Annotated in this window: 23 protein-coding genes; 8 read left to right on the top strand and 15 right to left on the bottom strand. The window is 64.1% G+C overall.

Going from position 1 to position 23,418, the window contains the following annotated elements; translation table 11 throughout:
• Positions 1-13 precede the first annotated feature (13 nt).
• The 5 genes from bioD to bioB all read right to left on the bottom strand — a co-directional run bounded on the left by bioD (position 14) and on the right by bioB (position 5,060).
• Complete coding sequence (bioD, locus tag ACJJV2_RS13200) at positions 14-766, bottom strand: dethiobiotin synthase (RefSeq protein WP_405281544.1); 753 nt, start codon at positions 764-766, stop codon at positions 14-16.
• Between the two features lie 94 nt (positions 767-860).
• Positions 861-1,715 carry a methyltransferase domain-containing protein gene (locus ACJJV2_RS13195; protein WP_405281541.1) on the bottom strand — a complete coding sequence of 285 codons (855 nt, stop codon included), beginning with the start codon at positions 1,713-1,715 and terminating at the stop codon, positions 861-863.
• A gap of 1 nt (position 1,716) precedes the next feature.
• Positions 1,717-2,520, bottom strand: coding sequence for an alpha/beta fold hydrolase (locus ACJJV2_RS13190; RefSeq protein WP_405281539.1), 804 nt, complete (start codon positions 2,518-2,520; stop codon positions 1,717-1,719).
• Positions 2,517-3,875 (bottom strand): aminotransferase class I/II-fold pyridoxal phosphate-dependent enzyme, encoded by a 1,359-nt coding sequence (locus ACJJV2_RS13185; protein WP_405281536.1) that lies wholly within the window; start codon positions 3,873-3,875, stop codon positions 2,517-2,519. Before ACJJV2_RS13185 ends, ACJJV2_RS13190 begins: the two co-directional genes overlap by 4 nt.
• 6 nt (positions 3,876-3,881) lie before the next feature.
• The gene (bioB, locus tag ACJJV2_RS13180; protein WP_215823958.1) at positions 3,882-5,060 is read right to left on the bottom strand and encodes a biotin synthase BioB; all 1,179 of its coding nucleotides are present in this window, start codon (positions 5,058-5,060) and stop codon (positions 3,882-3,884) included.
• 162 nt (positions 5,061-5,222) lie between these two features.
• Between bioB and ACJJV2_RS13175 the strand changes: the two genes are divergently transcribed.
• The 6 genes from ACJJV2_RS13175 (at position 5,223) to ACJJV2_RS13150 (ending at position 10,774) form a co-directional block, all read left to right on the top strand.
• A complete protein-coding gene (locus ACJJV2_RS13175) occupies positions 5,223-6,092 on the top strand; it encodes a ComF family protein (RefSeq protein ID WP_405281533.1) in 870 nt (289 codons plus the stop codon).
• 182 nt (positions 6,093-6,274) lie between these two features.
• Positions 6,275-7,372: a serine/threonine protein kinase gene (locus ACJJV2_RS13170; RefSeq protein WP_084589292.1), complete on the top strand. Its 1,098-nt coding sequence runs from the start codon at positions 6,275-6,277 to the stop codon at positions 7,370-7,372.
• A 334-nt stretch (positions 7,373-7,706) separates the two neighbouring features.
• Entirely contained in the window at positions 7,707-8,258 is a 552-nt protein-coding gene (gene folE, locus ACJJV2_RS13165) for a GTP cyclohydrolase I FolE (RefSeq protein WP_043332418.1), read from the top strand.
• An 86-nt stretch (positions 8,259-8,344) separates the two neighbouring features.
• Complete coding sequence (gene folX / locus ACJJV2_RS13160) at positions 8,345-8,749, top strand: dihydroneopterin triphosphate 2'-epimerase (RefSeq protein ID WP_043332416.1); 405 nt, start codon at positions 8,345-8,347, stop codon at positions 8,747-8,749.
• Positions 8,750-8,873: 124 nt separating this feature from the next.
• Complete coding sequence (locus ACJJV2_RS13155; protein WP_405281528.1) at positions 8,874-9,218, top strand: hypothetical protein; 345 nt, start codon at positions 8,874-8,876, stop codon at positions 9,216-9,218.
• A gap of 98 nt (positions 9,219-9,316) precedes the next feature.
• Entirely contained in the window at positions 9,317-10,774 is a 1,458-nt protein-coding gene (locus ACJJV2_RS13150; RefSeq protein ID WP_043332412.1) for an NAD-dependent succinate-semialdehyde dehydrogenase, read from the top strand.
• Here ACJJV2_RS13150 and ACJJV2_RS13145 read toward each other — a convergent pair.
• Together ACJJV2_RS13145 and glsB are read right to left on the bottom strand one after the other, a co-directional pair.
• Positions 10,763-10,993 (bottom strand): hypothetical protein, encoded by a 231-nt coding sequence (locus tag ACJJV2_RS13145; RefSeq protein WP_405281525.1) that lies wholly within the window; start codon positions 10,991-10,993, stop codon positions 10,763-10,765. The two genes, ACJJV2_RS13150 and ACJJV2_RS13145, sit on opposite strands and share 12 nt — an antisense overlap.
• A gap of 450 nt (positions 10,994-11,443) precedes the next feature.
• Positions 11,444-12,385, bottom strand: a complete 942-nt coding sequence (gene glsB, locus ACJJV2_RS13140; RefSeq protein WP_054555045.1) for a glutaminase B — start codon at positions 12,383-12,385, stop codon at positions 11,444-11,446.
• A 350-nt stretch (positions 12,386-12,735) separates the two neighbouring features.
• On the opposite strand from glsB, the gene ACJJV2_RS13135 reads away from it, so the two are divergent.
• Positions 12,736-12,975, top strand: a complete 240-nt coding sequence (locus tag ACJJV2_RS13135) for a DUF2061 domain-containing protein (protein WP_043331997.1) — start codon at positions 12,736-12,738, stop codon at positions 12,973-12,975.
• A gap of 61 nt (positions 12,976-13,036) precedes the next feature.
• A complete protein-coding gene (locus tag ACJJV2_RS13130; RefSeq protein ID WP_405281521.1) occupies positions 13,037-14,146 on the top strand; it encodes an amidohydrolase family protein in 1,110 nt (369 codons plus the stop codon).
• A 120-nt stretch (positions 14,147-14,266) separates the two neighbouring features.
• On the opposite strand, the gene purH is transcribed toward ACJJV2_RS13130, so the two are convergent.
• From purH to dsbD, 8 genes are all read right to left on the bottom strand, one after another.
• On the bottom strand, positions 14,267-15,844 hold the full coding sequence (gene purH / locus ACJJV2_RS13125; protein WP_404326145.1) for a bifunctional phosphoribosylaminoimidazolecarboxamide formyltransferase/IMP cyclohydrolase: 1,578 nt from the start codon (positions 15,842-15,844) through the stop codon (positions 14,267-14,269).
• 62 nt (positions 15,845-15,906) lie between these two features.
• The gene (gene fis, locus ACJJV2_RS13120) at positions 15,907-16,203 is read right to left on the bottom strand and encodes a DNA-binding transcriptional regulator Fis (RefSeq protein WP_043331993.1); all 297 of its coding nucleotides are present in this window, start codon (positions 16,201-16,203) and stop codon (positions 15,907-15,909) included.
• A complete protein-coding gene (gene dusB / locus ACJJV2_RS13115; RefSeq protein WP_405281516.1) occupies positions 16,200-17,234 on the bottom strand; it encodes a tRNA dihydrouridine synthase DusB in 1,035 nt (344 codons plus the stop codon). The genes fis and dusB overlap by 4 nt, the downstream gene beginning before the upstream one ends.
• Before the next feature lie 166 nt (positions 17,235-17,400).
• Entirely contained in the window at positions 17,401-18,315 is a 915-nt protein-coding gene (prmA, locus tag ACJJV2_RS13110; protein ID WP_043331989.1) for a 50S ribosomal protein L11 methyltransferase, read from the bottom strand.
• Between the two features lie 124 nt (positions 18,316-18,439).
• Positions 18,440-19,780: an acetyl-CoA carboxylase biotin carboxylase subunit gene (accC, locus tag ACJJV2_RS13105; protein ID WP_043331987.1), complete on the bottom strand. Its 1,341-nt coding sequence runs from the start codon at positions 19,778-19,780 to the stop codon at positions 18,440-18,442.
• Positions 19,781-19,799: 19 nt separating this feature from the next.
• Positions 19,800-20,273 carry an acetyl-CoA carboxylase biotin carboxyl carrier protein gene (accB, locus tag ACJJV2_RS13100; protein WP_043331985.1) on the bottom strand — a complete coding sequence of 158 codons (474 nt, stop codon included), beginning with the start codon at positions 20,271-20,273 and terminating at the stop codon, positions 19,800-19,802.
• Between the two features lie 173 nt (positions 20,274-20,446).
• Positions 20,447-20,887, bottom strand: coding sequence for a type II 3-dehydroquinate dehydratase (gene aroQ / locus ACJJV2_RS13095; RefSeq protein ID WP_043331983.1), 441 nt, complete (start codon positions 20,885-20,887; stop codon positions 20,447-20,449).
• 256 nt (positions 20,888-21,143) lie between these two features.
• A complete protein-coding gene (gene dsbD, locus ACJJV2_RS13090) occupies positions 21,144-23,177 on the bottom strand; it encodes a protein-disulfide reductase DsbD (protein ID WP_405281511.1) in 2,034 nt (677 codons plus the stop codon).
• Between the last annotated feature and the right edge of the window lie 241 nt (positions 23,178-23,418).

Below are 23,418 nucleotides of genomic sequence, written 5' to 3'. Positions count from 1 at the left end.
TGCCTGCAGCGCCTCACTCCTGTACGACATGCACGCTACGTGATTCCAGTCCGCAGGGCAGTTGCAGATAGCTGGCGGCGCGCTCGGCGGCGTGGCGTGTATTGGAGAGATCTTCATCGCACATCCACGGAACGACACCCAGACAGGGGGCTCGCAGCGTGCGTGACAACGTCGCCATGTTGTCTTCGCTGACCTCGATATCCGCTTCCAGATGATTGATGACGTAGCCGGCGATCTCCAGCCCATCGCGCTCGATGGCCTCAAGCGTCAGGCGCGCATGATTGATGCAGCCCAGGCGTAGCCCGACGACCAGAATCACCGGCAAGCCCAGCTCGATGGCCAGGTCCGAGAAATCCTCATCGTCATTCAGCGGTACCCGCCAGCCGCCAGCGCCTTCCACCAGCAGCAGGTCGCGCGGTGCGCTTGTCTGCTGGCCCCGCACATGCGCCGCGATTTTCGCCACCTCGAGATTGACCCCCACCTGACGCGCGGCAATGTGCGGTGCGATGGCCGGCGCGAAGCGCCAGGGATTGATGCTTTCATACTCCGCTTCCGGTTCGCACTGCGCCTGCAATGACAGGGCGTCGGCGTTGACCAGACCATCGTGATTCTCGAAGCAGTCAGAGGCCACGGGCTTGAGGCCCAGTGTGGTCAGGCCGCGCAGGCGAGCACGTGCCAGCAGGGCGCTGGCGATGAAGGTCTTGCCGATTTCGGTATCGGTACCGGTCACGAAGGCGGCGATGCCATGTTCGGCTCGCGTAGGCAAAGCAGTGTCCCGTGACGAGCTGTCCGCGGTTCTCATATCAGTTTTCATTGTATCCGAGCGAGGCAGGTAATTGCCTTCAAGCAAAGTATCAGTGTTATCCGTACGCAATTCTGAACGGTTTTTCGAGCACAAGTTCAATGGCTTGATAGCTTACAGGCAATCCCTTCGCGGTACGCAACGTTTCATGCCGCGCCTTGGCCTGCTGCACCTCGGCGCGTGTCAGGCGCCGGCCAGTGGCGGTCTGTGCCCCGATGCCCTTGATCGAGGCCATGACCGCGTCGACATCGGGATAGTGAAATATCCGCGGGCGTAACTGCCAGTGGCAGCGCAACCCGGCGGCTTCTGCATGGCGGGCAAGATGGGCGGCGCTGGGGAAGTGGCGCACGGAATCATCCGCGCGCTGCCAGGCATGGCGTACTTCCTTGAGGGTGCCGGGCCCCAGGGTGTTGATGTGCGCTCGAGCGCCGGGTTTCAAGGTGCGTGACAGTTCGGCGAGCCATTGCCGAGGGCTGTCGCACCATTGCACGGCCAGGCTCGAGAACACCAGGTCCAGACTCGCATCGGCCAGTGGCAGGCGCTCGGCATCGGCGCGTAGCCAGTGCAGGCGTTCAGGGCTGCCACTCGCAAGCTCGCTCGTCTGGCGTGCGGCTTCACGCAGCATCTCAAGCGAGAGATCCAGCCCCATGCAGCAAGCCCCAGAGTAGCGCTGCGCCAGTTCGAGGGTCCAATGTCCGGGCCCACAACCGAGATCAAGCACACGGGCATCGGCCGGCAGCCGCTCAGGGAGCGAGGCGAACAGGGAGGCCGCCATGGCGTGCTGCGCCTGCGCCAGCGTGAGGTAGTCGGCAGCGCCGCGATCAAAGGCGCGGGCAACCTGCTGACGGCTCGTGGCAGGCGTGAGCGGGGGCGTTGCAAGCTCTGCAGGCGGCGCGCTGACGGCAATCGACATCTCAGGCCTCCTCGCTGATGTGCGTGACGTGGGTGGCGAGGCCCATGCGTGCGAGCAGGGCATCGGCAAGCGCCTCGGTCGCGCTCAATGGCAGGCAGTGGCCACCCTCGAATTCCGCGACCACCTGGCCCTGCGCGCGCAGCGCCGCACTCAGGCCCGGTGCCAGCAGCGGGTCCTGCTTGCCGAGCCAGAACTCGAGCGGTAACTCTGATTGAGGTGCCAGCGACATCTGGCGGCTGGCCAGTTCCGCCAGTCCTGTCGCCAGCACCGCTTCGCGACTGACGGGGTGACGACCGATCAGTTCGCGCAATTGTCTGAGGCAGTCACGCGCAGAGGCCTCACCACTGGCCTGCCAGCGCAGAAAATGTTGCCAGCTGGCGGTGGGGTTGCGCGCGAAGGCTGTGCGGAAGTCGTTCAGCACCTCTGGTGCCAGGGCGGGAATCATCTGTTCAGATGGGGCCTGGTCGATGAAGCTTGGCCCCATGGCCAGCGAGACAAGGACGGCCGGCGCCTGCTCCTTCGCCAGCGCCTCGGCCCGCAGGGCACCCAGCGACCAGCCCAGCCACAGGGTATCGGCGCCGCCCAGTGAGGCTTGCAAGGCTGTCGGTTCTGAGCCTGCCCGTGAATCGGCCTGCGGGCCTTCTTCTGGCCAATCCGGCGCGATGATCTCCAGCGGGCAACTCTTTGCCTGATCATCCGTCTCAGTGACGTGAGCGAGGCGTGCTTGCAGGCAGGTGATCAAGGGCTGCCAGATGCGCGCATCGATACCCCAGCCGCTGAACATCACCAGACGAGTCAGCGTCATGGCGTGACTCCTTCTGAGCTGATTGTTGGGGAAGAAGAGTGGGGCTGGGCCTTTTCCGCTGCCAGTACCGCTTCGAGAGCGTCTAGCAGTGCCGCGATATCCTCGGCAGTGTGCTCGGCGGAGAAGGTGAAGCGCAGGCGCGAGCTGCCGGCGGGCACCGTGGGCGGGCGGATGGCCGAGACCAGTACGCCACGCTCGCGCAGTGCCGCGCTCCAGGCCAATGCCCGCGCTTCGCTGCCCAGAATCAGCGGCTGAATCGGGGTCAGCGCGGCAGAGAATGCCTCTCTGTCGGCTGACGACAGCCCGAGCGCGAGCCCACTGCCCGCCAGCAGATGCGTACAACCCTCACGGAACTGCTGCACGCGGGCCTGCAACTGCTCACGGCGTTGTGGTTCGTGCGCGACGATTTCCAGCGCCGCCAGGGTGGCGGCGGCGACATGCGGCGGTTGCGCGGTGGTGTAGATGTAGGGGCGCGCCAGCTGGATCAGACTCTCGATCAGCGCATCGCTGCCGGCGACGAAGGCGCCGCTGCTGCCGAGCGCCTTGCCCAGGGTGCCGACCAATACCGGCACGTCAGCCAGCGGGGTATCGCGCCCGACCAGGCCTTCGCCATGCTCGCCCAGCACGCCCAGCCCGTGGGCATCATCGATCATCAGCCAGGCGCCGTGCCGGGCGCAGGCCTGGCTCAGGCCCGCGATATCGGCGCAGTCGCCATCCATGCTGAACACGCCATCGCTGATCACCAGCTTGTCATCGGCCCGGGAGCGCGCCAGCTGGCGTTCGAGGTCCTCGATATCGCGATGGTGGAAGCGACGCGAGCGCACGGCAGTGGTGCCGGAGGACGCCAGGCGCGCGCCATCGAGAAGGCTGGCGTGATTGAGGCGATCATGGAAGATCTCGAGGCTGCGACCGGCCTCGCGCGAGGCGCTCGCCAGCGCATCGATCACGCCCAGATTGGCCATGAAGCCGGTGGAGAACAGCAACGCGCGTGGCCGCCCGGTCAGCTCGGCCAGGCGAGCCTCCAGCTGGTGGTGAGCGCGCTGGTGACCATTGACCAGGTGTGCGCTGCCGCTGCCGACACCGAATTCACGCGCCGCGCGACAGCCGGCCTCGACCAGCGCCGGGTGGTTGGCCAGCCCCAGATAGTCGTTGGCGGTGAAGTTGAGCAGCGGGCGCGTCTCTGCACCGGCTGCCTGCCCGGCGAGGTTGACGTGGGGGCCCTGTGGGGAATCCAGCGTCAGGCGCCGGCGATAGCGGCCGACCCGCTCACGCTGAGTGAGCAGGTCCTCCAGATGCGTGAAGCTGGCGCTGGACTGAGGGCTTAAGCGCGCGCTGGCGGGCGTGTCGGTGGCCACGAGCGATCACACCACCAGGCCGCAGGGCTTGCGTTCGCGCACCTGGCCTTCGCTGCTGGCGGGCGTCGCCTCGCGCGTGGCGTCATAGAACAGGCTGCCCTCGACATTGGCACGTGCCTGTTCTTCCATGGCGGCCTTCAGGGCGGCTTCGCGCACTTCGTCGCTGGCGACTTCCTGGCGGGTCTCCGGGTGCAGGCCGAGGCGCTCGAACAGCTCGCGGTCACGGTTGGCCTGCGGGTTGCCGGTGGTCAGCAGACGCTCGCCATAGAAGATGGAGTTGGCACCGGCGAGGAAGGCCAGTGCCTGGGTGGAATCGTCCATCTGCTCGCGGCCGGCGGACAGGCGCACGTGGCTCTTCGGCATCATGATGCGCGCCACGGCGATGGCGCGGATGAACTCGATGGGATCGAGGTCATCGACATTCTCCAGCGGCGTGCCCGCCACCTTGACCAGCATGTTGATCGGCACCGATTCCGGCTGTGGCTCCAGATTGGCCAGCTGACGCAGCAGGCCGGCACGGTCGGTGGTGGTCTCGCCCATGCCGAGGATGCCGCCGGAGCACACCTTCATGCCGGCTTCGCGCACGCTGGCCAGGGTATCCAGGCGCTCGCTGTAGCTGCGCGTGGTGATGATCTCGCCGTAGTACTCCGGTGAGGTGTCCAGATTGTGGTTGTAGTAGTCGAGGCCGGCATCCGCGAGCTTTCTGGCCTGATCGGTATCGACCATGCCCAGCGTCATGCAGGTCTCGAGTCCCAGCGACTTCACCTGACGCACCATCTCGGTGACCACTTCGAGGTCGCGCTCACGCGGGCTCTTCCAGGCCGCACCCATGCAGAAGCGGCTGGCGCCGGCGTCCTTGGCGGCACGTGCCTGCTCGACCACCTTCTCGATCTCCATCAGCTTTTCCTTGCCAAGGCCAGTGTTGTAGTGGCCGGACTGCGGGCAGTACTTGCAGTCTTCCGGGCAGGCGCCGGTCTTGATCGACAGCAGGGTGGAGACCTGCACCGCATTCGGGTCGAAGTGCTGGCGGTGCACCTGCTGGGCACGGAACAGCAGGTCATTGAAGGGCAGGGCGAACAGCGCCTCGATTTCCGCGACGCTCCAGTCATGGCGTACCACGCTGTCATCGGCAGGCGCAGGGATATTCGTGGCTTGTGTTGTCACGCGGGAGGCTTCTACGGTCATGAGCTTGAGGTCCTTCATCAGGCGGGCAGAGCGAGAGCGCGCTGAGCCGGTCATCCGTGGGTGAGTCCGGGAGTCGGCAGCCGAGCTGGCAAGTGGCCAGTCAACGCATCATGTAAGGTCAGGTTAACTGAGATGATAGAGTTTCCGTGGGCGCTGTCAACGATGAGAGCTCTGCTGGTTGACCACTGGCAGCTGTCGCGACCCTGCGCCTTCTGTCAGCGTCAGCTGACGGCAGCCATGTCCGGCGCGACCGAACGGCAGAGCGCTTCAGTTTCACCTACCCATTCATTTTCCTCTCTAGCGACTCGCTCGCGTCATGAGCGAGAGCTGTCATCGCGCCGCGAGTGGTGCGACGCCTGCGAGGCGAGAATCGCGCGCAATCAGCATGCCTGTCCGCGTTGTGCTGAGCCTGTCGCCTCATTGGCATTGAGTCAGCAGGCCTGTGCGCGGTGCCTGTCGTCACCGCCCGCCTTTGCGCGCTGCTTTGCGCCGCTGCGTTATGAAGGGCTGCTGGCGGGGCTGTTCCAGCGCTACAAGGACCAGCATCAGCGCCGCGCTGGGCGACTGCTGCGCCAACTCATGCAGCGGGAGCTCGCGCACTTCTGCCGCGAGTGGGGCCAGACGCACCCTCACGGCGCAGTGCTGCTGGTACCGGCAGATGCCTATCGCCGTCGCCAGCGCGGCCATGATGCGCTGGCAGAGCTGTGTCGCGGGCTGACACCGGTCATCGCCGGTCACCAGCGGGATATGGCGCGGGTGCGCGACAGGCGCATGCCGCACGAGGCGTCAGTCGCGGTGGCCAGGGCAGCGCCGGATCAGCGCCTGCGGGATCGGCGCGAGCGTCTGAAAGCGCAGCGTGGGCGTTATGACATTGACGGCCTCTTGCCCGAGCACGTGCTGCTGATCGATGACGTCATGACCAGCGGTGCGACGCTCGACAGTCTTGCTCAGGCCTGCCTGCGAGCCGGTGCCCGTGAGGTCGATGCCTGCGTGCTGGCGCGGACTCCCCTGGCCTTGCGCGGGGCGCTGTGACCCGCAAACGCGACACGAAGTAGAGCTGCCCGACACATGCCGCCGGGGCTGAGCCTCGAAACGGGCGTTGAACTCAGCGGGCAGGCGGGGTCAATCAGGGAGAAGACTGGCGTGCAGAGGGTCTAATCTCATAGCATGCAAGGTCCGGCAGCCGTTTGCTGGTCCATGCCCGAGGAATTGCCATGCCTATTGATCCTGTTTCCCCCGATGACTCGCAATCTTCCGGCACCTCGCGCGAGTTGGATGCGCGCTCCAATGGCAACACCTGGTCGACGACATCCGCGCCAGAGGGCCATGGAGACACGCGTTTTCATCCCTTCGATGCTCTCGCGCCGGACCGTGTCGTGGCCGCTGTCGAATCGCTGGGCTTCTGGTTGCCCGGCGAGCCGTTCGCGCTGAACAGTTACGAGAATCGTGTCTACCATCTCGCCGATGATGACCGACGCCGCTGGGTGGCCAAGTTCTATCGCCCCGAGCGTTGGAGCCGTGCCCAGATTCTCGAGGAACACGCCTTCCTGGCCGAGCTGGATGAGGCCGGTGTTCCGGGCGCCCCCGCGTGGGCGAACGAGGCCGGCGAGACGCTGCATCGATTCGAAGGCTTCGACTTCGCTCTCTTCCCGCATGTGGTGGGGCGCGCGCCGGAGCTTGAATCTGCCGAGCACCTCTATCAGCTGGGTGAGCTGATCGGTCGCGTGCACGCGGTGGGGCGCAAGAGCGCGTTTCGCGAGCGGGAGACGCTCTCGCCGCTGCGGATTCTCGAAGAGAGCTGCGCCAGCGTGCTGGCCTCCGACTGGCTGAGTGAGCGCCAGCGCGACAGCTACCAGCGTGTCATCGAGGCGCTGCGCCCGTTGGTCGCGGAGCAGAGCTGGCCGGAAAGCGCCTTGATCCGTACCCACGGCGACTGCCACATCGGCAACATGCTGGGGCGCGATGACAGCTTTGCGCTGGTCGACTTCGATGACTGTCTGAGCGCCCCGGCGGTGCAGGACCTGTGGATGCTGTTGACCGGTCAGAGCGACCCGGAGCTGCACATGCAGCTGTCCGAGGTGCTGGAGGGCTACGAGCAGCATTGTGAGTTCAATCGCAGTGAGCTCAAGTGGATCGAGACCCTGCGCACACTGCGCATGGTGCGTCACAGCGCCTGGGTGGTGCGGCGCTGGTCGGACCCCGCCTTCCCGCAGGCCTTCTCGCACGTGGCGAGCCTGGGCTACTGGGACGACCACATTCGCAGCCTGGAACAGCAGCGCGTCGCGCTGTCTGCGCCGCGTTGGCTGGCCTAGCGGTCGCGACATGGCCTGGCAGTCGTGAAATGGCCTGGCAGTCGTGACATGACCTGAAGGTCGTCGCAAGGCCTGAGCCCCTTTGGCGAAGTGAGTGACATCGCCCCTTCATGCGCCCCCATCGGTTACCGATGGGGGCGCATGTGTTGCATGGATACGACAATCGCGTGAACAGACCTGCGTTGACGGCATGCCTGAGGTAGAATCTGGCCCTGACATTGAACACGAAGTTATACGATTTCTTGCCATCTGATCGCTTGTGTATGACTTTTGTGCTTTACCCCTGCTATGCGTGCGCTAGTGCGCGCCCCTGACCGATACCATAGGCAGACGGATGACCGAAGAGATTGCCAACCACTACCGCCAGATCATCACCGCGTTGGGTGAGGATCCAGAGCGTGAGGGCCTGCTGGATACGCCCAAGCGCGCGGCCAAGGCCATGCAGTACCTGACTCATGGCTATCAACAGTCGTTGGAGGAGATCGTCAACGGCGCTGTCTTCACCTCCGATACGGACGAGATGGTACTGGTCAAGGACATCGAGCTTTACTCGATGTGCGAGCATCACCTGCTGCCGTTCATCGGCAAGTGCCACATCGCCTATCTGCCGTCTGGCAAGGTGCTCGGTCTGTCCAAGTTCGCGCGTATCGTCGACATGTATTCGCGTCGCATGCAGATTCAGGAAAACCTCACCAAGCAGATCGCCGAGGCCGTTCAGCAGGTCACCGGTGCACGTGGTGTGGCCGTCGTGGTCGAAGCGCGTCACATGTGCATGATGATGCGTGGGGTGGAAAAGCAGAATTCCAGCATGAAGACGTCCGTGATGCTGGGCGCCTTCCGCGACAATCAGCCGACCCGTCAGGAATTCCTGACGTTGATCAGCTGACAGCAGAGTGAAGACGCCGCCTTTCGAGGCGGCGTTCTTGTCTGGGAGTCATCTCGCGCGTTTCCCTTGATCAGGAGTCCCTGCCGATGCCGATGCATGCCTTGCACGATGAACATCTCGATCACGACCTCGCCACCATTCGCATCAAGAATCTGCGCCTGAGAACCTATATCGGGATCAATGAAGACGAGATCCAGAACCGCCAGGATGTCGTGATCAACGTGGTGATCCGCTATCGCGCGGCACGCGCCGTGCAGTTCAATCACATCAGTGAAGCGCTCAATTACCGCACCATCACCAAGCAGTTGATCCGTCATGTCGAGGAAGGGCGCTTCGCGCTGCTCGAACGCATGACCCGTGAGGTGCTGGATATCGTGATGGCGCACGAACAGGTGCTGACAGCGCAGGTCGAGATCGACAAGCCGCATGCCTTGCGCTTCTCTGACTCGGTGTCTATCACCCTGTCGGACAGTCGCGAAGCGCATGACTAGTCAGCCGGGCAGGCGTTGAGAAGCTCAGGTGTCGAGAAGGTCAGATGTCGAGAAGCTCACATATCGAGAAGCTCAGATGTCGAGAAGATCAGGCGCAGAAGCCTGAAGAGTCGGGAGACATGATGTGATCGGGGAAATCATCCATTTCGATGATGCAGAACAGCAGGGCACCATTCGGGACGATAAGGGCGGTGAGCACGCCTTCGATCTGGTCGGCTGGCGCGGGCGTGGCTTGCCGGGGCCGGGGCTGGCGGTGGACTTCGAGCTTCGCGATGGCCGTGCAGTGCAGGTCTTCAATGCGCGAATCAAGCAGCAGAAGGCGCGGCGAGTCGTCTCGATGCCGCCCGAGAACGAGGCCGGCGAGGCGCCCGGGCCCACGGCCGACACCGCCAGGCCTGCGACGCGCAAGCGCTGGTGGCTCGCCGGGCTGGCCATCGTGGTACTAGTACTGGCAGGGTTGTGGATCTAGCGCCACGCCCGCATCTAGGCTATATCAGGTTAGTCTTGAGTAGTCTCGGTTAGCCGGGAATCACTGCCTTGACCCACAAGCACGCCTCGGGAGTCTTCATGGAACATCTCAACGATACCAGTCTGTTTCGTCCATTTGCCTATATCGACGGTGGCTGGGTAGCCGCGGATTCCGGCGAGCAGATCGAGGTCGACAATCCTGCCACCGGCGAGATCATCGGCCGCGTGCCTCGGCTGGGTTACGCCGAGACCGAACGCGCCATCGAGGCGGCGCAGCACTCCTTCGCGGACTGGAAGGAGACGCCGGCGCTGGAGCGCGCTGACATCCTGATGAAGTGGTACGCCTTGATGCTGGAGCACAAGGATGACCTGGCGCAGATCATGACGCTGGAGCAGGGCAAGCCCCTCGCCGAAGCCGCCGGTGAAATCCAGTACGCGGCCAGCTTCCTGCGCTGGTTCGCCGAAGAAGGTCAGCGCGTGTATGGCGACACCATTCCGGCCGCCAAGCGTGACCAGCGTATTCTGGTGCTCAAGCAGCCGGTCGGAGTGGTGGGGGCGATCACGCCGTGGAACTTCCCGGCCTCGATGATTACCCGCAAGGCAGGCGCCGCGCTGGCCGCGGGCTGCCCGATCGTGGTCAAGCCGGCCAGCCAGACGCCGTTCTCGGCGCTGGCGTTGGCGGTGCTGGCGGAACGCGCTGGCGTGCCGCGAGGCGTCTTCAATGTCGTGCCGGGCTCGGCCAAGGACATCGCCAAGGCGATGACCGATTCCAGCATCGTGCGCAAGGTGACCTTCACCGGCTCCACGGAAGTCGGGCGCGGCCTGATGGCAAATGCCGCGCAGCATATCCAGAAGATCTCGCTGGAGCTTGGCGGCAACGCGCCCTTCCTGGTGTTCGAAGACGCCGATCTCGATGCGGCGGTGGAAGGCGCGATGGCAGCCAAGTTCCGCAATGCCGGCCAGACCTGCGTCTGTACCAATCGCTTCCTGGTGCAGTCCAGCGTGGTCAATGCCTTCAGCGAGAAGCTGGCCGCCGCCATGAACGCCGAGCTGACCGTGGGCAATGGCCTGGAAGAGGGCGTCAAGGTCGGTCCGTTGATCGATGGCGACGCCGTCGAGAAGGTCACCGAGCACGTGCAGGATGCCCTCGACAAGGGTGCCGAACTGCTGCTGGGCGGCCATCCGCATCCGCTGGGGGGCAGCTTCTTCACGCCGACCCTGATCTCGCAGGTGACGCCGGAGATGAAGGTCGCCCGTGAGGAAACCTTCGGTCCGCTGGCGGCGATCTTCCCCTTCGAGAGCGAGGAAGAGGCGATCGAGATGGCCAACGACACCGAATTCGGCCTGGCCAGTTACTTCTACAGCAGCGACCTCAAGCGTGTCTGGCGCGTCTCGGAAGGTCTGGACTACGGCATGGTCGGTATCAATACCGGGCTGATCTCCAACGCCGCGGCGCCCTTTGGTGGCACCAAGGCATCGGGGCTGGGCCGTGAAGGCTCCAAGTATGGCCTCGAGGAATACATGGAAACCAAGTATCTGTGTCTCTCACTTGGCTGATCCATCGTCATCGGGTCCGCAATGTCGATCTTTGCTTGAGCCTTGCATCCTCGAGCCTTGCATCTTGGAACCTTGCATCGCTGATTGATAGCCAGCGCTCAAGGCAATGATCGGACACGCCATCAGCATGAAAAAGCCCGCCCGGGAAACCGGGCGGGCTTTTTCATGCCATGCATTTATCCCACCGGTCTGCGCCGAGTGTGCCTGCAACTTGGCCATGGAATTTTCGCTGCTGATGAGAGCGATCTTTCACTGTTGATGAGAGAACAGCATGTGCGAGTGGCGGGCAAGCTCGCGACAAGAGGCGCATGAGTCATTGGTCGTAGAGATGGAGTGTCTCGCGCTGCGCGTGTCAGACCAAAGCGGTATATCGCGGTCTTTTTCCGCAGATCAGGGCCAAAGACAGGTGTGCTTTGTCGGCATTCTCTTACTTGTGTATATGCTTATTTACGCTACAGTCAAAGAGCGGGACCTGTGGTGATAGTCTTCAAGGATTGAAGACAGGGCGAGTGGCGTGGCGGACGCGACTCGCCCTTTTTTATTGCCGGAACTCTTATCTCTTATCTCTGATCTCGGGTTCGGATCTTGGCTCTCGTGCCGCAATCCTCATGCCGCAACGCTCACTTCTCAGGCCTCACTTCTCAGCCCTTACTTCTCGGCTCGCATGTCTCACCCCAGTGGCGAAAGCCCCATGCCCGCCACCAGGCCTTCCAATGCATGTCGCCCGGCAATCGAGTTGCCGTAGCCGTCCAGGCGTGGCGACCAGACGCAGATGCTCATCTGTCCCGGCAGGATGGCGATGATGCCACCGCCGACGCCACTCTTGCCCGGCAGACCCACCCGCCAGGCGAAGTCGCCTGCCGCATCGTAAAGCCCGCAGGTCAGCAACAACGCATTGAGCTGGCGTGTCTCCAGCGGCGAGACCACTTCCTTGCCATCCAGCGGATTGACGCCGCGATTGGCGAGGAAGGCGAAGCTGCGCGCCAGTTCCACGCAGTTCATCGACACCGAGCAGCTGTGGAAGTAGGTATCCAGCAGGTCATCCACGTCGGAATGCACATTGCCGTAGGCCTGCATCAGATAGGCGAGCGAGGCATTGCGTGCCTTGTGGTCCATTTCCGAGCGCGCGACCTTTTCATCGAAGCCGATATCGTCGCTGCCGGACAGACGCCTGAGCTGCTCACGCAGGGTGTTCTGGATCGAGACGATGCGCGACACCAGCAGGTCGGTGATCAGCAGGGCACCGGCATTGATGAAGGGATTGCGCGGGATGCCGTTCTCGACCTCCAGCTGCATGATCGAATTGAAGGCCTGACCGGAGGGTTCACGGCCGACGCGCGACCAGATCTCGTCGCTCTCCAGACGCTGCATCGCCAGTACCAGCGCATGCACCTTGGAGATCGACTGGATCGAGAAGCGGGTATGCGCGCTGCCGGCGTACTGGACACGGCCATCCACATGGCAGACGGCGATGCCGAACTGGTCAGGGTCGACCTGCGCCAGGGCCGGGATATAGTCCGCGACCTTGCCCTCGTTGAAGCAGCGGCTGGCATCATCGGACAGGCGTTCGAGCAGTGTCTGGAGAGCATCGGGGTCGAGTGGCGGCGTCATGGCAACCTTGAAGCAGCGGTAGAGGGAAAAGGGCGCGAAGCTGGCCGAGCCATCGTGACAACTGCGCCATCGGGTATCAGACCGAGAGTGGCGCGCGAGGCCGGCAGGGCATTCTAGCGGATATGACCGCAGCTGGCGCGCTCGATGCCGCTGGCAGGGCGTGCCATCAGGCCGGCTCAATCGCGTGATAGTTGACGCTTATCAGCCAGGTAGTGCAAAGTGATTTCTACATGCAGTTGAGAATCGTTATTATTAATTCATCAAGGCAGCACGCAGTTGCCTGACCCCATGACATGCGACGCGCTGAGGCTCAGCGTCTCGCTGAGTAGACCGCCCGGAGGGCAGCCAACATGATCAAGACATTGACCTTTGCCAGCATGCACTTCTCCATCGCCTTCGGTGTCACCTACCTGCTGACCGGCGATATCGTGGTCGGCGGCCTGGTCGCCATCGTCGAGCCGGCGGTCAACACCGTCGCCTTCTTCTTCCACGAGAAGGTCTGGAACCGTGTCACCGCGCGCCGCCAGCAGGCTGCTGAGAGCGAGGCAAACTCGCGAAACGCCATGAGCGGGGCGGCGCTGGCGGGCTGAGGCTGCTTGCGCGTGGCAGGGATGCGCCGCAGAATCGAGCGACCTTTTCCCGGAGCTCCCCATGCTGAAGCTTGCCCCTCGCGCCGCCCGTGCCTCTCTTCCTGCCCAGCCATCTTGTCCTGCCCGCGCCCGCCAACGTCCTCTCGTCCAGGGGGCGTTGGCGTTGCTGCTGGGGCTTGCCGGCAGCCTGGCTGGCCTCGAGGCCGTGGCCGCCGACGAGACACGCGATTATCACTACAGCGACGCCCATCTGCACTTCGTGGACTTCTTCCAGCAGGGTGATGGTCTGGGGGCCTTGCTGGATGCCATGGACGAGGCGCAGGTCGATCACGCCCTGGTCACGGGCATCGGCGTTGCCAAGAAATGGCAGCAGGACGCACCCAAGAAGCCACGTTACTACATGGGCGATGATGCGCCGGTCTACTGGTATTCCGGTACCGATTACATCCTGGCCGAGGCACTGACCCGCGCGCCCGAGCCGGTACAGGCGCGTTTCTCGCCGTTCATCACTGGCTTCAACCCCACCGATCTGAATGCCGCCGACGAGATTCGCCAGCTGATGGCGATCTATCCCGGCTTCTGGAAGGGCATCGGGGAGATCTTCACGCGCCATGACGACCTGACGCGCCTGACCGAAGGCGAGACGCCGCGCGCCAATCATCCGGCCTTGATGAAGGTCTATGCGCTGGCGGCGGAGAAGGGGCTGCCGGTGATGGTGCATTCCAACATCACCAGCAAGCGGGAAGGGCATGAGGGCCTGTATCTCGAGGAATTCGAGAGTGCGGTGCGCGACAATCCGGACACGACCTTCATCTGGGCACACGCCGGGACCAGTGCCGAGCTCAATCGTCGTCTGGGGCGCATGACCTGGCTGCACGGCGAGATCGAGCGCATGCTGGAAACCTATCCCAACCTGAATATCGACCTGTCCTGGTCGGTGCTGGAACCCTACCTGCTGGATGATGAAGGGCAGCCGCGCTCGCGTTGGGTGGCGCTGGTCGAGCGCTTCCCACAGCGCTTCGTGCTCGGCAGTGATGTGGTCGGGCGCTTCGGCTCGGTGGGCGATATCCTCGCCAGCTATACGCCCTTCCTCGATGCGCTGTCGCCACCGGCAGCGCGCAATGTCGCGCGCGACAACTTCCTGCGCTGGGTCAACCTGCCGGTCGAATGACCGCGTTTCTTGTCAGATGCGCATGAAAAAGCCCCCGCCAGCATGTCGCTGGCGGGGGCTTTTGCGTGAGCGCTAGCTTAGGTACCAGTACAGGCACCTGTGCAGGCTAGCGTTATCTGATCAGTGACGGAAGTGACGCATGCCGGTGAAGACCATGGCGATGCCGGCTTCGTTGGCCGCATCGATGACTTCCTGATCGCGCATGGAGCCACCCGGCTGGATGACGGCAGTGATGCCGGCCGCCGCAGCGGCGTCGATGCCGTCGCGGAACGGGAAGAAGGCATCGGAGGCCATCACGGAGCCCGGCACTTCCAGACCTTCATCGGCGGCCTTGATGCCGGCGATCTTGGCGGAGTACACACGGCTCATCTGGCCGGCGCCCACACCGATGGTCTGGCCATCCTTGATGTAGACGATGGCGTTGGACTTGACGAACTTGGCCACTTTCCAGGCGAAGGTCAGGTCGTTGAGTTCCTGCTCGCTCGGCGCACGTTCGGTGACGACCTTGAGCTCATCACGGCCGACCATGCCCTGGTCGCGGTCCTGAACCAGCAGACCGCCGGTGACACGCTTGAAGTCGTGACCGCCGGTACGTTCGGCCGCCCAGGCATCCGCGACGTCGAGCAGGCGCACATTGGCCTTGGTGGCGACGATGGCCGCTGCCTCTTCACTGATGCCCGGGGCGATGATCACCTCGACGAACTGACGCGAGACGATCGCCTGCGCGGTCTCGGCGTCCAGCGGCACGTTGAAGGCGATGATGCCGCCGAAGGCGCTGGTCGGGTCGGTCTGGAAGGCACGCTCGTAGGCGGCCAGGGCAGACTCGCCGATGGCGACGCCACACGGGTTGGCGTGCTTGACGATGACACAGGCGGTCTCGTCGAAGGCCTTGACGCACTCGAAGGCGGCATCGGTGTCGGCGACGTTGTTGTAGGACAACGCCTTGCCCTGCACCTGCACCGCCGTGGCGACGCTGGCCTCGGTGGCACCGTCCTCGACGTAGAAGGCCGCCTTTTGGTGCGGGTTCTCGCCGTAACGCATGTCCTGCTTCTTGCTCAGGCTGACGTTGTACTGACGCGGCAGGCCTTCGCTGCCGCCTTCGACACGCTGGCCCAGCCAGTTGGCGATGGCGCCATCGTAGGCGGCGGTGTGCTCGAAGGCGGCCACGGCCAGATCGAAGCGCGCGTCATCGCTGACGGCGTTGTCGTTGGCATCCATCTCGGCGATCACGCGGTCATAATCCGAGGCGTTGACGACGATGGTGGTGTGGGCGTGGTTCTTGGCGCAGGAGCGCACCATGGTCGGGCCGCCGATATCGATGTTCTCGATGGCGTCTTCCAGCGAGCAATCCGGGTTGGCCACGGTAGCGGCGAACGGGTACAGATTGACGATGACCATGTCGATGGGGTCGATGCCGTGCTCGGCCATCACCGCATCATCCTGGCCGCGACGGCCGAGAATGCCACCGTGGATCTTCGGGTGCAGGGTCTTGACCCGGCCATCCATCATTTCCGGGAAACCGGTGTGCTCGGACACTTCCGTCACGGCAAGGCCGTTGTCCTTTAGCAGGCGGAAGGTACCGCCAGTGGACAGCAGGGCGACGCCGCGGGCGTCCAGGGCACGAGCGAATTCGACGATTCCGGTCTTGTCGGAAACACTCAGGAGGGCGCGACGGATGGCTTGGGGCTTGGCTTGCATGATGCTCCACTCGTGGATCAACAAAAAGACGCCGGGGCACCTGTAAAGGTGCCCCGGCGGGGTCAGATCAGATCAAACTGCTTGAGCTTCTTGCGCAGTGTGCCTCGGTTGAGGCCCAGCATGTCGGCGGCGCGGGTCTGGTTGCCCTGCGCGTGGGCCATCACCGCCTCCAGCAGCGGCGCCTCGACCTCAGCCATCACCATGGCATGCAGGTCGGTGACCTGCTCGCCATCCAGGTGGGCGAAGTAGCGCGCCATGGAGTGCTCGACCGCCTCGCGCAGGGTCTGATGGTGCCGCACGGGCGTCATCAGGGTGGCCTGGCTTGCGTCGTCGGGTGAAAGAGGGTGCCTGCTGGTCATGCTGCGTGACTTCCTTGCGTCTCGGTGCGGGCGATGCCATCCGGCTCGCCGAACAGGCGGGTCAGGAACTGGCGCTGTTGTTCCGGCTCCTCGAGGGGATTGAAGTGGCGCTTGAGCTCACTGCCATCCTCCCGCGTCGCCAGATACCAGCCCACATGCTTGCGCGCGATGCGCGTTCCCATGTAGTCACCGTAGAATTCGTACAGGGCCTCGAGGTGGGTGCGCATCACGAGGGCGCGCTCCGCATCGCTCGGGCCACAGGCTACCTGGCCGGTGGCCAGGTAGTGATTGATCTCGCGGAAGATCCAGGGATTGCCCTGGGCCGCACGGCCGATCATCACGGCGTCGGCGCCCGTATAGTCAAGCACATGTCGCGCCTTCTCGCCGCTGTCGATATCGCCATTGGCGAAGACCGGAATCGACACCGCGGCCTTCACGGCGGCGATGGTGTCGTATTCGGCCTCGCCGGTATATTTCTGCTGGCGAGTGCGACCATGCACGGACAGCGCCTGGATGCCGGCGTTTTCGGCCATGCGCGCGATGGCGATGGCGTTGCGCGTCTCTTCGCACCAGCCGGTGCGCATCTTGAGCGTGACCGGCACGTCCACGGCGCGCACTACGGCATCGAGAATCTCGCCGACGAGCTTCTCGTCGCGCATCAGGGCAGAGCCGGCGGCCTTGTTGCAGACCTTCTTGGCCGGGCAGCCCATGTTGATGTCGATGATCTCGGCACCCATCTCGGCGTTGAGCGCCGCGGCCTCGGCCAGCATGGCGGCGTCACCGCCGGCGATCTGCACGGCACGCGGGCCGGGTTCGCCGGCATGGTTCATGCGCGTGCGTGACTTGACGGTATTCCACAGCCGCTTGTCACTGGTCACCATCTCCGATACCACCAGCCCGGCGCCCAGCTCACGACATTGCTGTCGGAACGGGCGATCGGTGACACCGGCCATCGGGGCCAGAATCACGCGATTGGGAAGCTGATGTACGCCGATGCGGGGCAGGTCGGCGGGAAGCGGGGTATCGGTCATGGGTCTCGTGTCATGCGAGTGGTGTCAGGCGCGCGAGCTGCTGTCGTGTCAGGGATTCGCGGGGGCGTCATGATACCTAGAGCGCCGCAGGGTTTGAAGGGCTATTTCATCCACAATGCGTCGCGGATGCGTTCTACCTGCGCGGCTGCGGCGCTCATGGCGTGGCTCAGCCCATCAGTGGACGCTGACCATTGAGGCGTACCCAGCCATCGCGCTCGGTGGGCTCTTCCATGATCAGGCCGGCTTCACGATAGGCGTCGAGCACCTCTCCCGCCTGGGGCGCGAGAATGCCGGAGAGCGCCAACAGGCCACCCGGGGCGACGCTGCCCGCGATCTGCGGGGCCAGTTCGACCAGCGGGCCGGCCAGAATGTTGGCGACCACGATCTGATAGCCCGCGTCCGGCAGGCGGTCCGGGTAGCACAGGGTCAGCTGGTCGCTGACGTCATTGCGCTGGGCGTTCTCACGCGAGGCCTGCAGCGCCTGCGGGTCGATATCGGTGCCCAGCGCATCCACCGCGCCGAGCTTGAGCGCGGCGATGGCGAGAATGCCGGAGCCGCAACCGAAGTCGAGCACGCTGTGCTGGGCGAGCTTGCCATCGACGGCCAGCCCATCGAGCCATTCCAGGCACAGGGCGGTGGTCGGGTGGGTGCCGGTGCCGAAGGCCAGGCCCGGGTCGAGCATCAGGTTGACGGCGTCCTGCTCCGGCGCATCGTGCCAGCTGGGCACGATCCACAGGCGCTGGCCCATCTTGAGCGGCTCGAAACCGTCCATCCATTCACGGGCCCAGTCACGGTCCTCGAGGATCTCGACCTCGATCTCCGGGCAGGGCTCATCGGGAATCAGCGCCGCCCAGCCGGCCTTGACCCGCTCGCGCATGGCCTCGATGCCTTCGGTGCCATCCCACAGGCCAGTGAGGACTGTCTCGCTCCACAGCGGCGTGCTGCCGAGGTCCGGTTCGAACAGCGGTTGGTCTTCAGCATCCTGCAGCGTGATGGCGCAGGCGCCTTCTTCCATCAGCAGATGCTCGAGAATCTCGGCGTGGTCGGGGGCGATACGCGCCTTGAGTTGCAGCCAGGACATGGTGACTCCTGTCGATGGGCGAAAAGAAAGGGGAGGAGGGCACAGACGACAGAAGGGCAGCCGAGGCCACCCTTCTGTCGTGCGTCTATCGGCAACACGCGTCACCGATCTCAAGCGGGGCGTCTTACAGGCCCAGCTTCTTCTCCAGATAATGGATGTTGACGCCACCTTCCTGGAAGCCGGCATCACGTACCAGATCCTTCTGCAGGTCAGTGTTGGTCTTGATACCTTCCACCAGCAGCTCGTCGAGGGCATTGCGCATGCGCGTCAGTGCGATCTCGCGGCTCTCGCCCCAGGTGATCAGCTTGCCGATCAGGGAGTCGTAGTGCGGCGGAACGGTGTAGCCGGAGTACAGGTGCGAGTCCATGCGCACGCCCAGACCGCCCGGCGCGTGATAGAGCTCGACCTTGCCCGGAGACGGCATGAAGGTGCGCGAATCCTCGGCATTGATGCGGCACTCGAAGGCGTGACCGCGCAGCTCGATATCTTCCTGCTTCACGGACAGCGGCAGGCCGGAGGCGATGCGCAGCTGTTCCTTGACGATATCGATGCCAGTGACCATTTCGGTCACCGGGTGCTCGACCTGAACACGAGTGTTCATCTCGATGAAGTAGAAGCCGCCGTTCTCGTACAGGAACTCGAAGGTGCCGGCGCCACGGTAGCCGATCTCGATGCAGGCATCAGTGCACGACTTGAGTACCTTGGCACGCGCTTCTTCGTCCAGCTGCGGCGCCGGTGCTTCTTCCAGCACCTTCTGGTGACGACGCTGCAGGGAGCAGTCGCGGTCATACAGATGGATGGCGTTGCCCTGGCCATCGGCCAGTACCTGGACTTCGACGTGACGCGGGTTCTGGAGGAATTTCTCCATGTACACCGTGCCGTCGCCGAAGGCCGCGGCCGCTTCACCCTGGGTGATGCTCACCGAGGACAGCAGGCTGGCCTTGGAGTGCACCACGCGCATGCCGCGACCACCACCGCCAGCGGCGGCCTTGATGATCACCGGATAGCCGATGCGCTCGGCGATGGCGTACATCTCGTCTTCGTCTTCCGGCACCGGGCCGTCGGAACCCGGCACGGTCGGAACGCCGGCCAGCTTCATCGCCTCGATGGCCGCGACCTTGTCACCCATCATGCGGATGGTGTCAGCGCGCGGGCCGATGAAGGCGAAGCCGGAACGTTCGACCTGTTCGGCGAAGTTGGCATTTTCCGACAGGAAGCCGTAGCCCGGGTGGATGGCGTCGGCGTCCGTCACCTCGGCGGCTGCGATCAGCGCCGGGATGTGGAGATAGGATTTGGCAGAGGAGGCCGGGCCGATGCACACAGCTTCATCCGCCAGGCGGACGTGCATCAGGTCGCGGTCGGCCTTGGAGTGCACCGCTACCGTCTTGATGCCCAGTTCCTTGCAGGCGCGAAGGATGCGAAGGGCGATCTCGCCGCGGTTGGCAATCAGTACCTTGTCGAGCATGGTGACGTGTCCGTTGGGATCAGGAAATGACGATCATGGGCTGGTCGAATTCAACCGGCTCGCCGTCTTCGATCAGAATGGCTTCGACGACGCCATCCTTGTCGGCTTCGATCTGGTTCATCATCTTCATGGCTTCGACGATGCAGACGGTATCACCTTTCTTGACGCTCTGGCCGACTTCGATGAAGGCCTTGGAGCCCGGCGCCGGAGAACGGTAGAAGGAGCCGACCATCGGGGAATTGATGGTGTGACCCTGCGGCGCAGCCGGTGCTGCCGGAGCGGCCGGTGCTTCAGCGGCGCCAGCGGCTGCCGGAGCGGCCTGCTGCATCGGCTGCTGCTGCATCATCATCGGGGCCTGCATCATCGGCTGCTGGGCGAAGCCCTGCGGATGGCGGCTGATGCGAACGGACTCTTCGCCTTCCTGGATCTCGATTTCGCTGATGTTGGACTCTTCGAGCAGCTCGATCAGCTTCTTGACCTTGCGGATATCCATGAAATTAATCCCGATGTAAATGTGGCTGGAAATGGGGGTGTGCAGCCGTGATAGCGGCGGCTGCGGGCGACAGCCCCGACGGCTGTCCCGACCATGGCGATGGCCGGTGAATCCTGGTATCAGGCAGTGATGAGGCCTGATGGCGGTGCGTGAACACCGCTCTGGACGTGCCCTTACTGCGCGAGATCGTCCAGGGCGGCGTCAAGCGCCATGTCATAGCTTCGAGCGCCAAAGCCCATGATCACGCCGCGTGCCACATCGGAAAGATACGAATGGTGGCGGAACGGCTCGCGGGCATGGGTGTTGGAAAGGTGCAGCTCGATGAACGGGAGTGCGACGCCGAGTAGCGCATCGCGCAGCGCAACGCTGGTATGGGTAAAGGCCGCCGGATTGATCAGGATGATGGCGGTGCCATCTTCACGGGCAAGGTGGATACGCTCGATCAGCACATGCTCGGCATTGGACTGCAGCCAGTCCAGCTGATGGCCGGCCGCGCTGGCGCGCTGGACCAGACGCTGGTGGATATCCTCCAGCGTGGTGGTGCCATACACCTCGGGTTCACGGGTCCCCAGCAGATTGAGATTGGGGCCGTTGAGTACCAGGATGCGCGCCATGAAAGTCCCTTGTGTCAGCCGTGCTCGAGCACCAGGCTCATTGAGCTGTTAACCCATGAAGAAAATGCAAAGATACCGTCACTATCCACGACGTTTACCTATTGAGCGTAGGCTGTTGCCGTAGTGACGCGGATTCTGCCGAAATTCTCGAACGCTGTCCAGTTTGGCACTGAACCGAAGATTTTGCCGCATTCTTCGTCCTCGCGTGCGTCTCGGCAGCAACTGCGCTGCGCCGGGCGTGTGGCAGACACGCCGCTCAGTTCGCGCGCTGCGAGGTGGTGCGCAGCTGATCCAGCACCGCTGTCAGGTGCTGGCCGAGCTGTCTGGCGTTGACTTCCCCCTGGATGCGCGCCGCCTTGAGCTCGCGTTCATCGGCGAAGAACAGCAGGCTGGGGGGGCCGAACAGGCCGAATTGCTTGAGCAGTGCCTGGGTCGCGGCCCCGGTACTGGTGACGTCGGCGCGAATCAGGTGGAACTGGCGCAACTGGCTGGCGACCTTGGGGAAGACCTCGCGCTCCATCACCTTGCACGAGATGCACCAGTCGGCGTAGTAGTCGACGAATACCGGCTGGCCGCGGCTGGCGGCCAGTGCCAGCTCATGTTCTAGCTCGCTCATGTCGCTGACGGTGGTGAAGTCCAGTGACGTCTCGGTAGCCTGCCCGGATGATGTGCCGCCAGTGAAGGGGGCCAGCGGGCGCAGCGGGTCGCTTGCGCCGCCTGCCACGCCCAGCAGGCTGATCATGCCCCAGCCTAGCGCGACCAGTCCCAGTGCCTGACGGGCACGCCCCCAGCCTCGGGTCTGTGTGCTGAGCGCCCCCAGCGCCACGCCGGTGCCGATGGCCAGAATGGCCCAGCCCAGCACGGCCAGCGAGGCCGGCAGCAAGCGCTCCACCAGCCACAGCGCCACCCCCAGCAGCAGGATGCCGAAGGCCTGCTTGATGCCCTCCATCCAGCCGCCGGCCCTGGGCAGCAGGCTGGCGCCGAAGGTGCCGACCAGAATCAACGGCACGCCCATGCCGAGTCCCAGCGCGAAGAGTGCCAGCCCGCCGGTCATGGCATCGCCACTGGCGGAAAGATAGACCAGCGCACCGGCCAGAGGTGCCGAGACGCAGGGCGATACCACGAGTACCGATAACGCGCCTGCCAGCGCCAGGCCGCCGGGGCCGGCGTTCATCAGGCGCCCTTGCAGCGCGTCGAGACGCGAATGCATGCCGCTGGGCAGGCGCAGAGTGAAGGCACCGAACATGGCCAGCGCGAACAGCACGAACAACGCAGCGAAAGGGATCAACACGGCCGGTGCCTGCAGATGCGCCTGCAGGTTGAGCCCCGCGCCGAACAGGCCCATCAAGGTGCCGGCCGCGGCGTAGGTCAGGGCCATGCCCAGGGCGTAGCTCGTGGAGAGCAGCAAGGCGCGCGGGCGGCTGGGGCGCTGACCGACGATGATCGAGCTCAGGATCGGAATCATCGGCAGCACGCAGGGCGTGAAGGTCAGGCCGAGGCCGGCGAGGAAGAACAGCCCCAGAGTCGTCAGCAGGCTGGCATCCGCGAACAGTGCGCTGAAGCCGGCATCGGTGCCGCTGATCGGGGCTGTTGTGGTGCGGCTTACCGTCGACGCAGTCGTATCGCTCGACTGGCTGGCGGTCGGCATCAGCTGCGCGAAGGGGGCAGGGGCACTCTGCTCACCGGCCTGTAGAGTGACGGTCTCCGGCGGATAGCAGAGCCCGGCATCGGCACAGCCCTGGAAGGTGATGGAGAGCGGGATCGGGCCGCTGGCCGGTGTGTCGTCACGCACTGCCTTGCCAGTGGAGGCGCTGGTCAGCGGGATACGAATGACCAGCGCATCATGGAAGACATGCACCTCGCCCATATAGGGATCGTTCTTCAGCTCTCCCGGCGGCAGGTCGGCGTCGCCCAGCACGACCTGGTCGCTGGTGGTCGAGAAGCTGAACTGATGCCGATAGAGGTAATAGCCTTCGGCACTGGTGAAGCCGACATACAGGGTGTCGCCCTCGCGCCAGCTGCGCGGCTTGAAGGCTTCACTGACCGGCAGGAAATCGCCCTGATTGCCGCCGCCGAACAGGCTGGACGCCGCACTGCTGGAGCCGCTGCCGGCGTTTGAACTTGAGCCTGAACTTGAGCCTGAATCTGAGCTGAACAGACCGGCATTGGCGGGCAGCGCCGTCATCGCCTGTGCGACAACCAGCGCGACCGCCAGCAAGGTTGCCAGCAACTCAGGGCCCAGCAGGCGCGAGAACGCGGAGGGGCGTGCGCGGCCCGTTGGCAGCGCCATGCTGACTTTCAAGAACGAACGAAGCACGGAAGCATCCTTATACAGTGCCGAAAGAACATCCTGCAGGCCTCAAGGCACCGCAGTCTCGCGCCGCCATCATCCTGCTCGGGGGCGAGCGCTGGATCGAGAGCAGGCCCATCATCGCCGCGCACGACTTGCACGCGGATGAATGTGCCACCATGTAGCAGACATCCCGCTCGTGTGAGGGCGTGTGAGGACGTATTGGCTCGAGTGGTGAAGC

This window comes from Cobetia sp. Ld8 (assembly GCF_045066615.1).
Classification (GTDB): domain Bacteria; phylum Pseudomonadota; class Gammaproteobacteria; order Pseudomonadales; family Halomonadaceae; genus Cobetia; species Cobetia amphilecti.
This window is presented reverse-complemented; position numbering and strand designations above follow the sequence as displayed.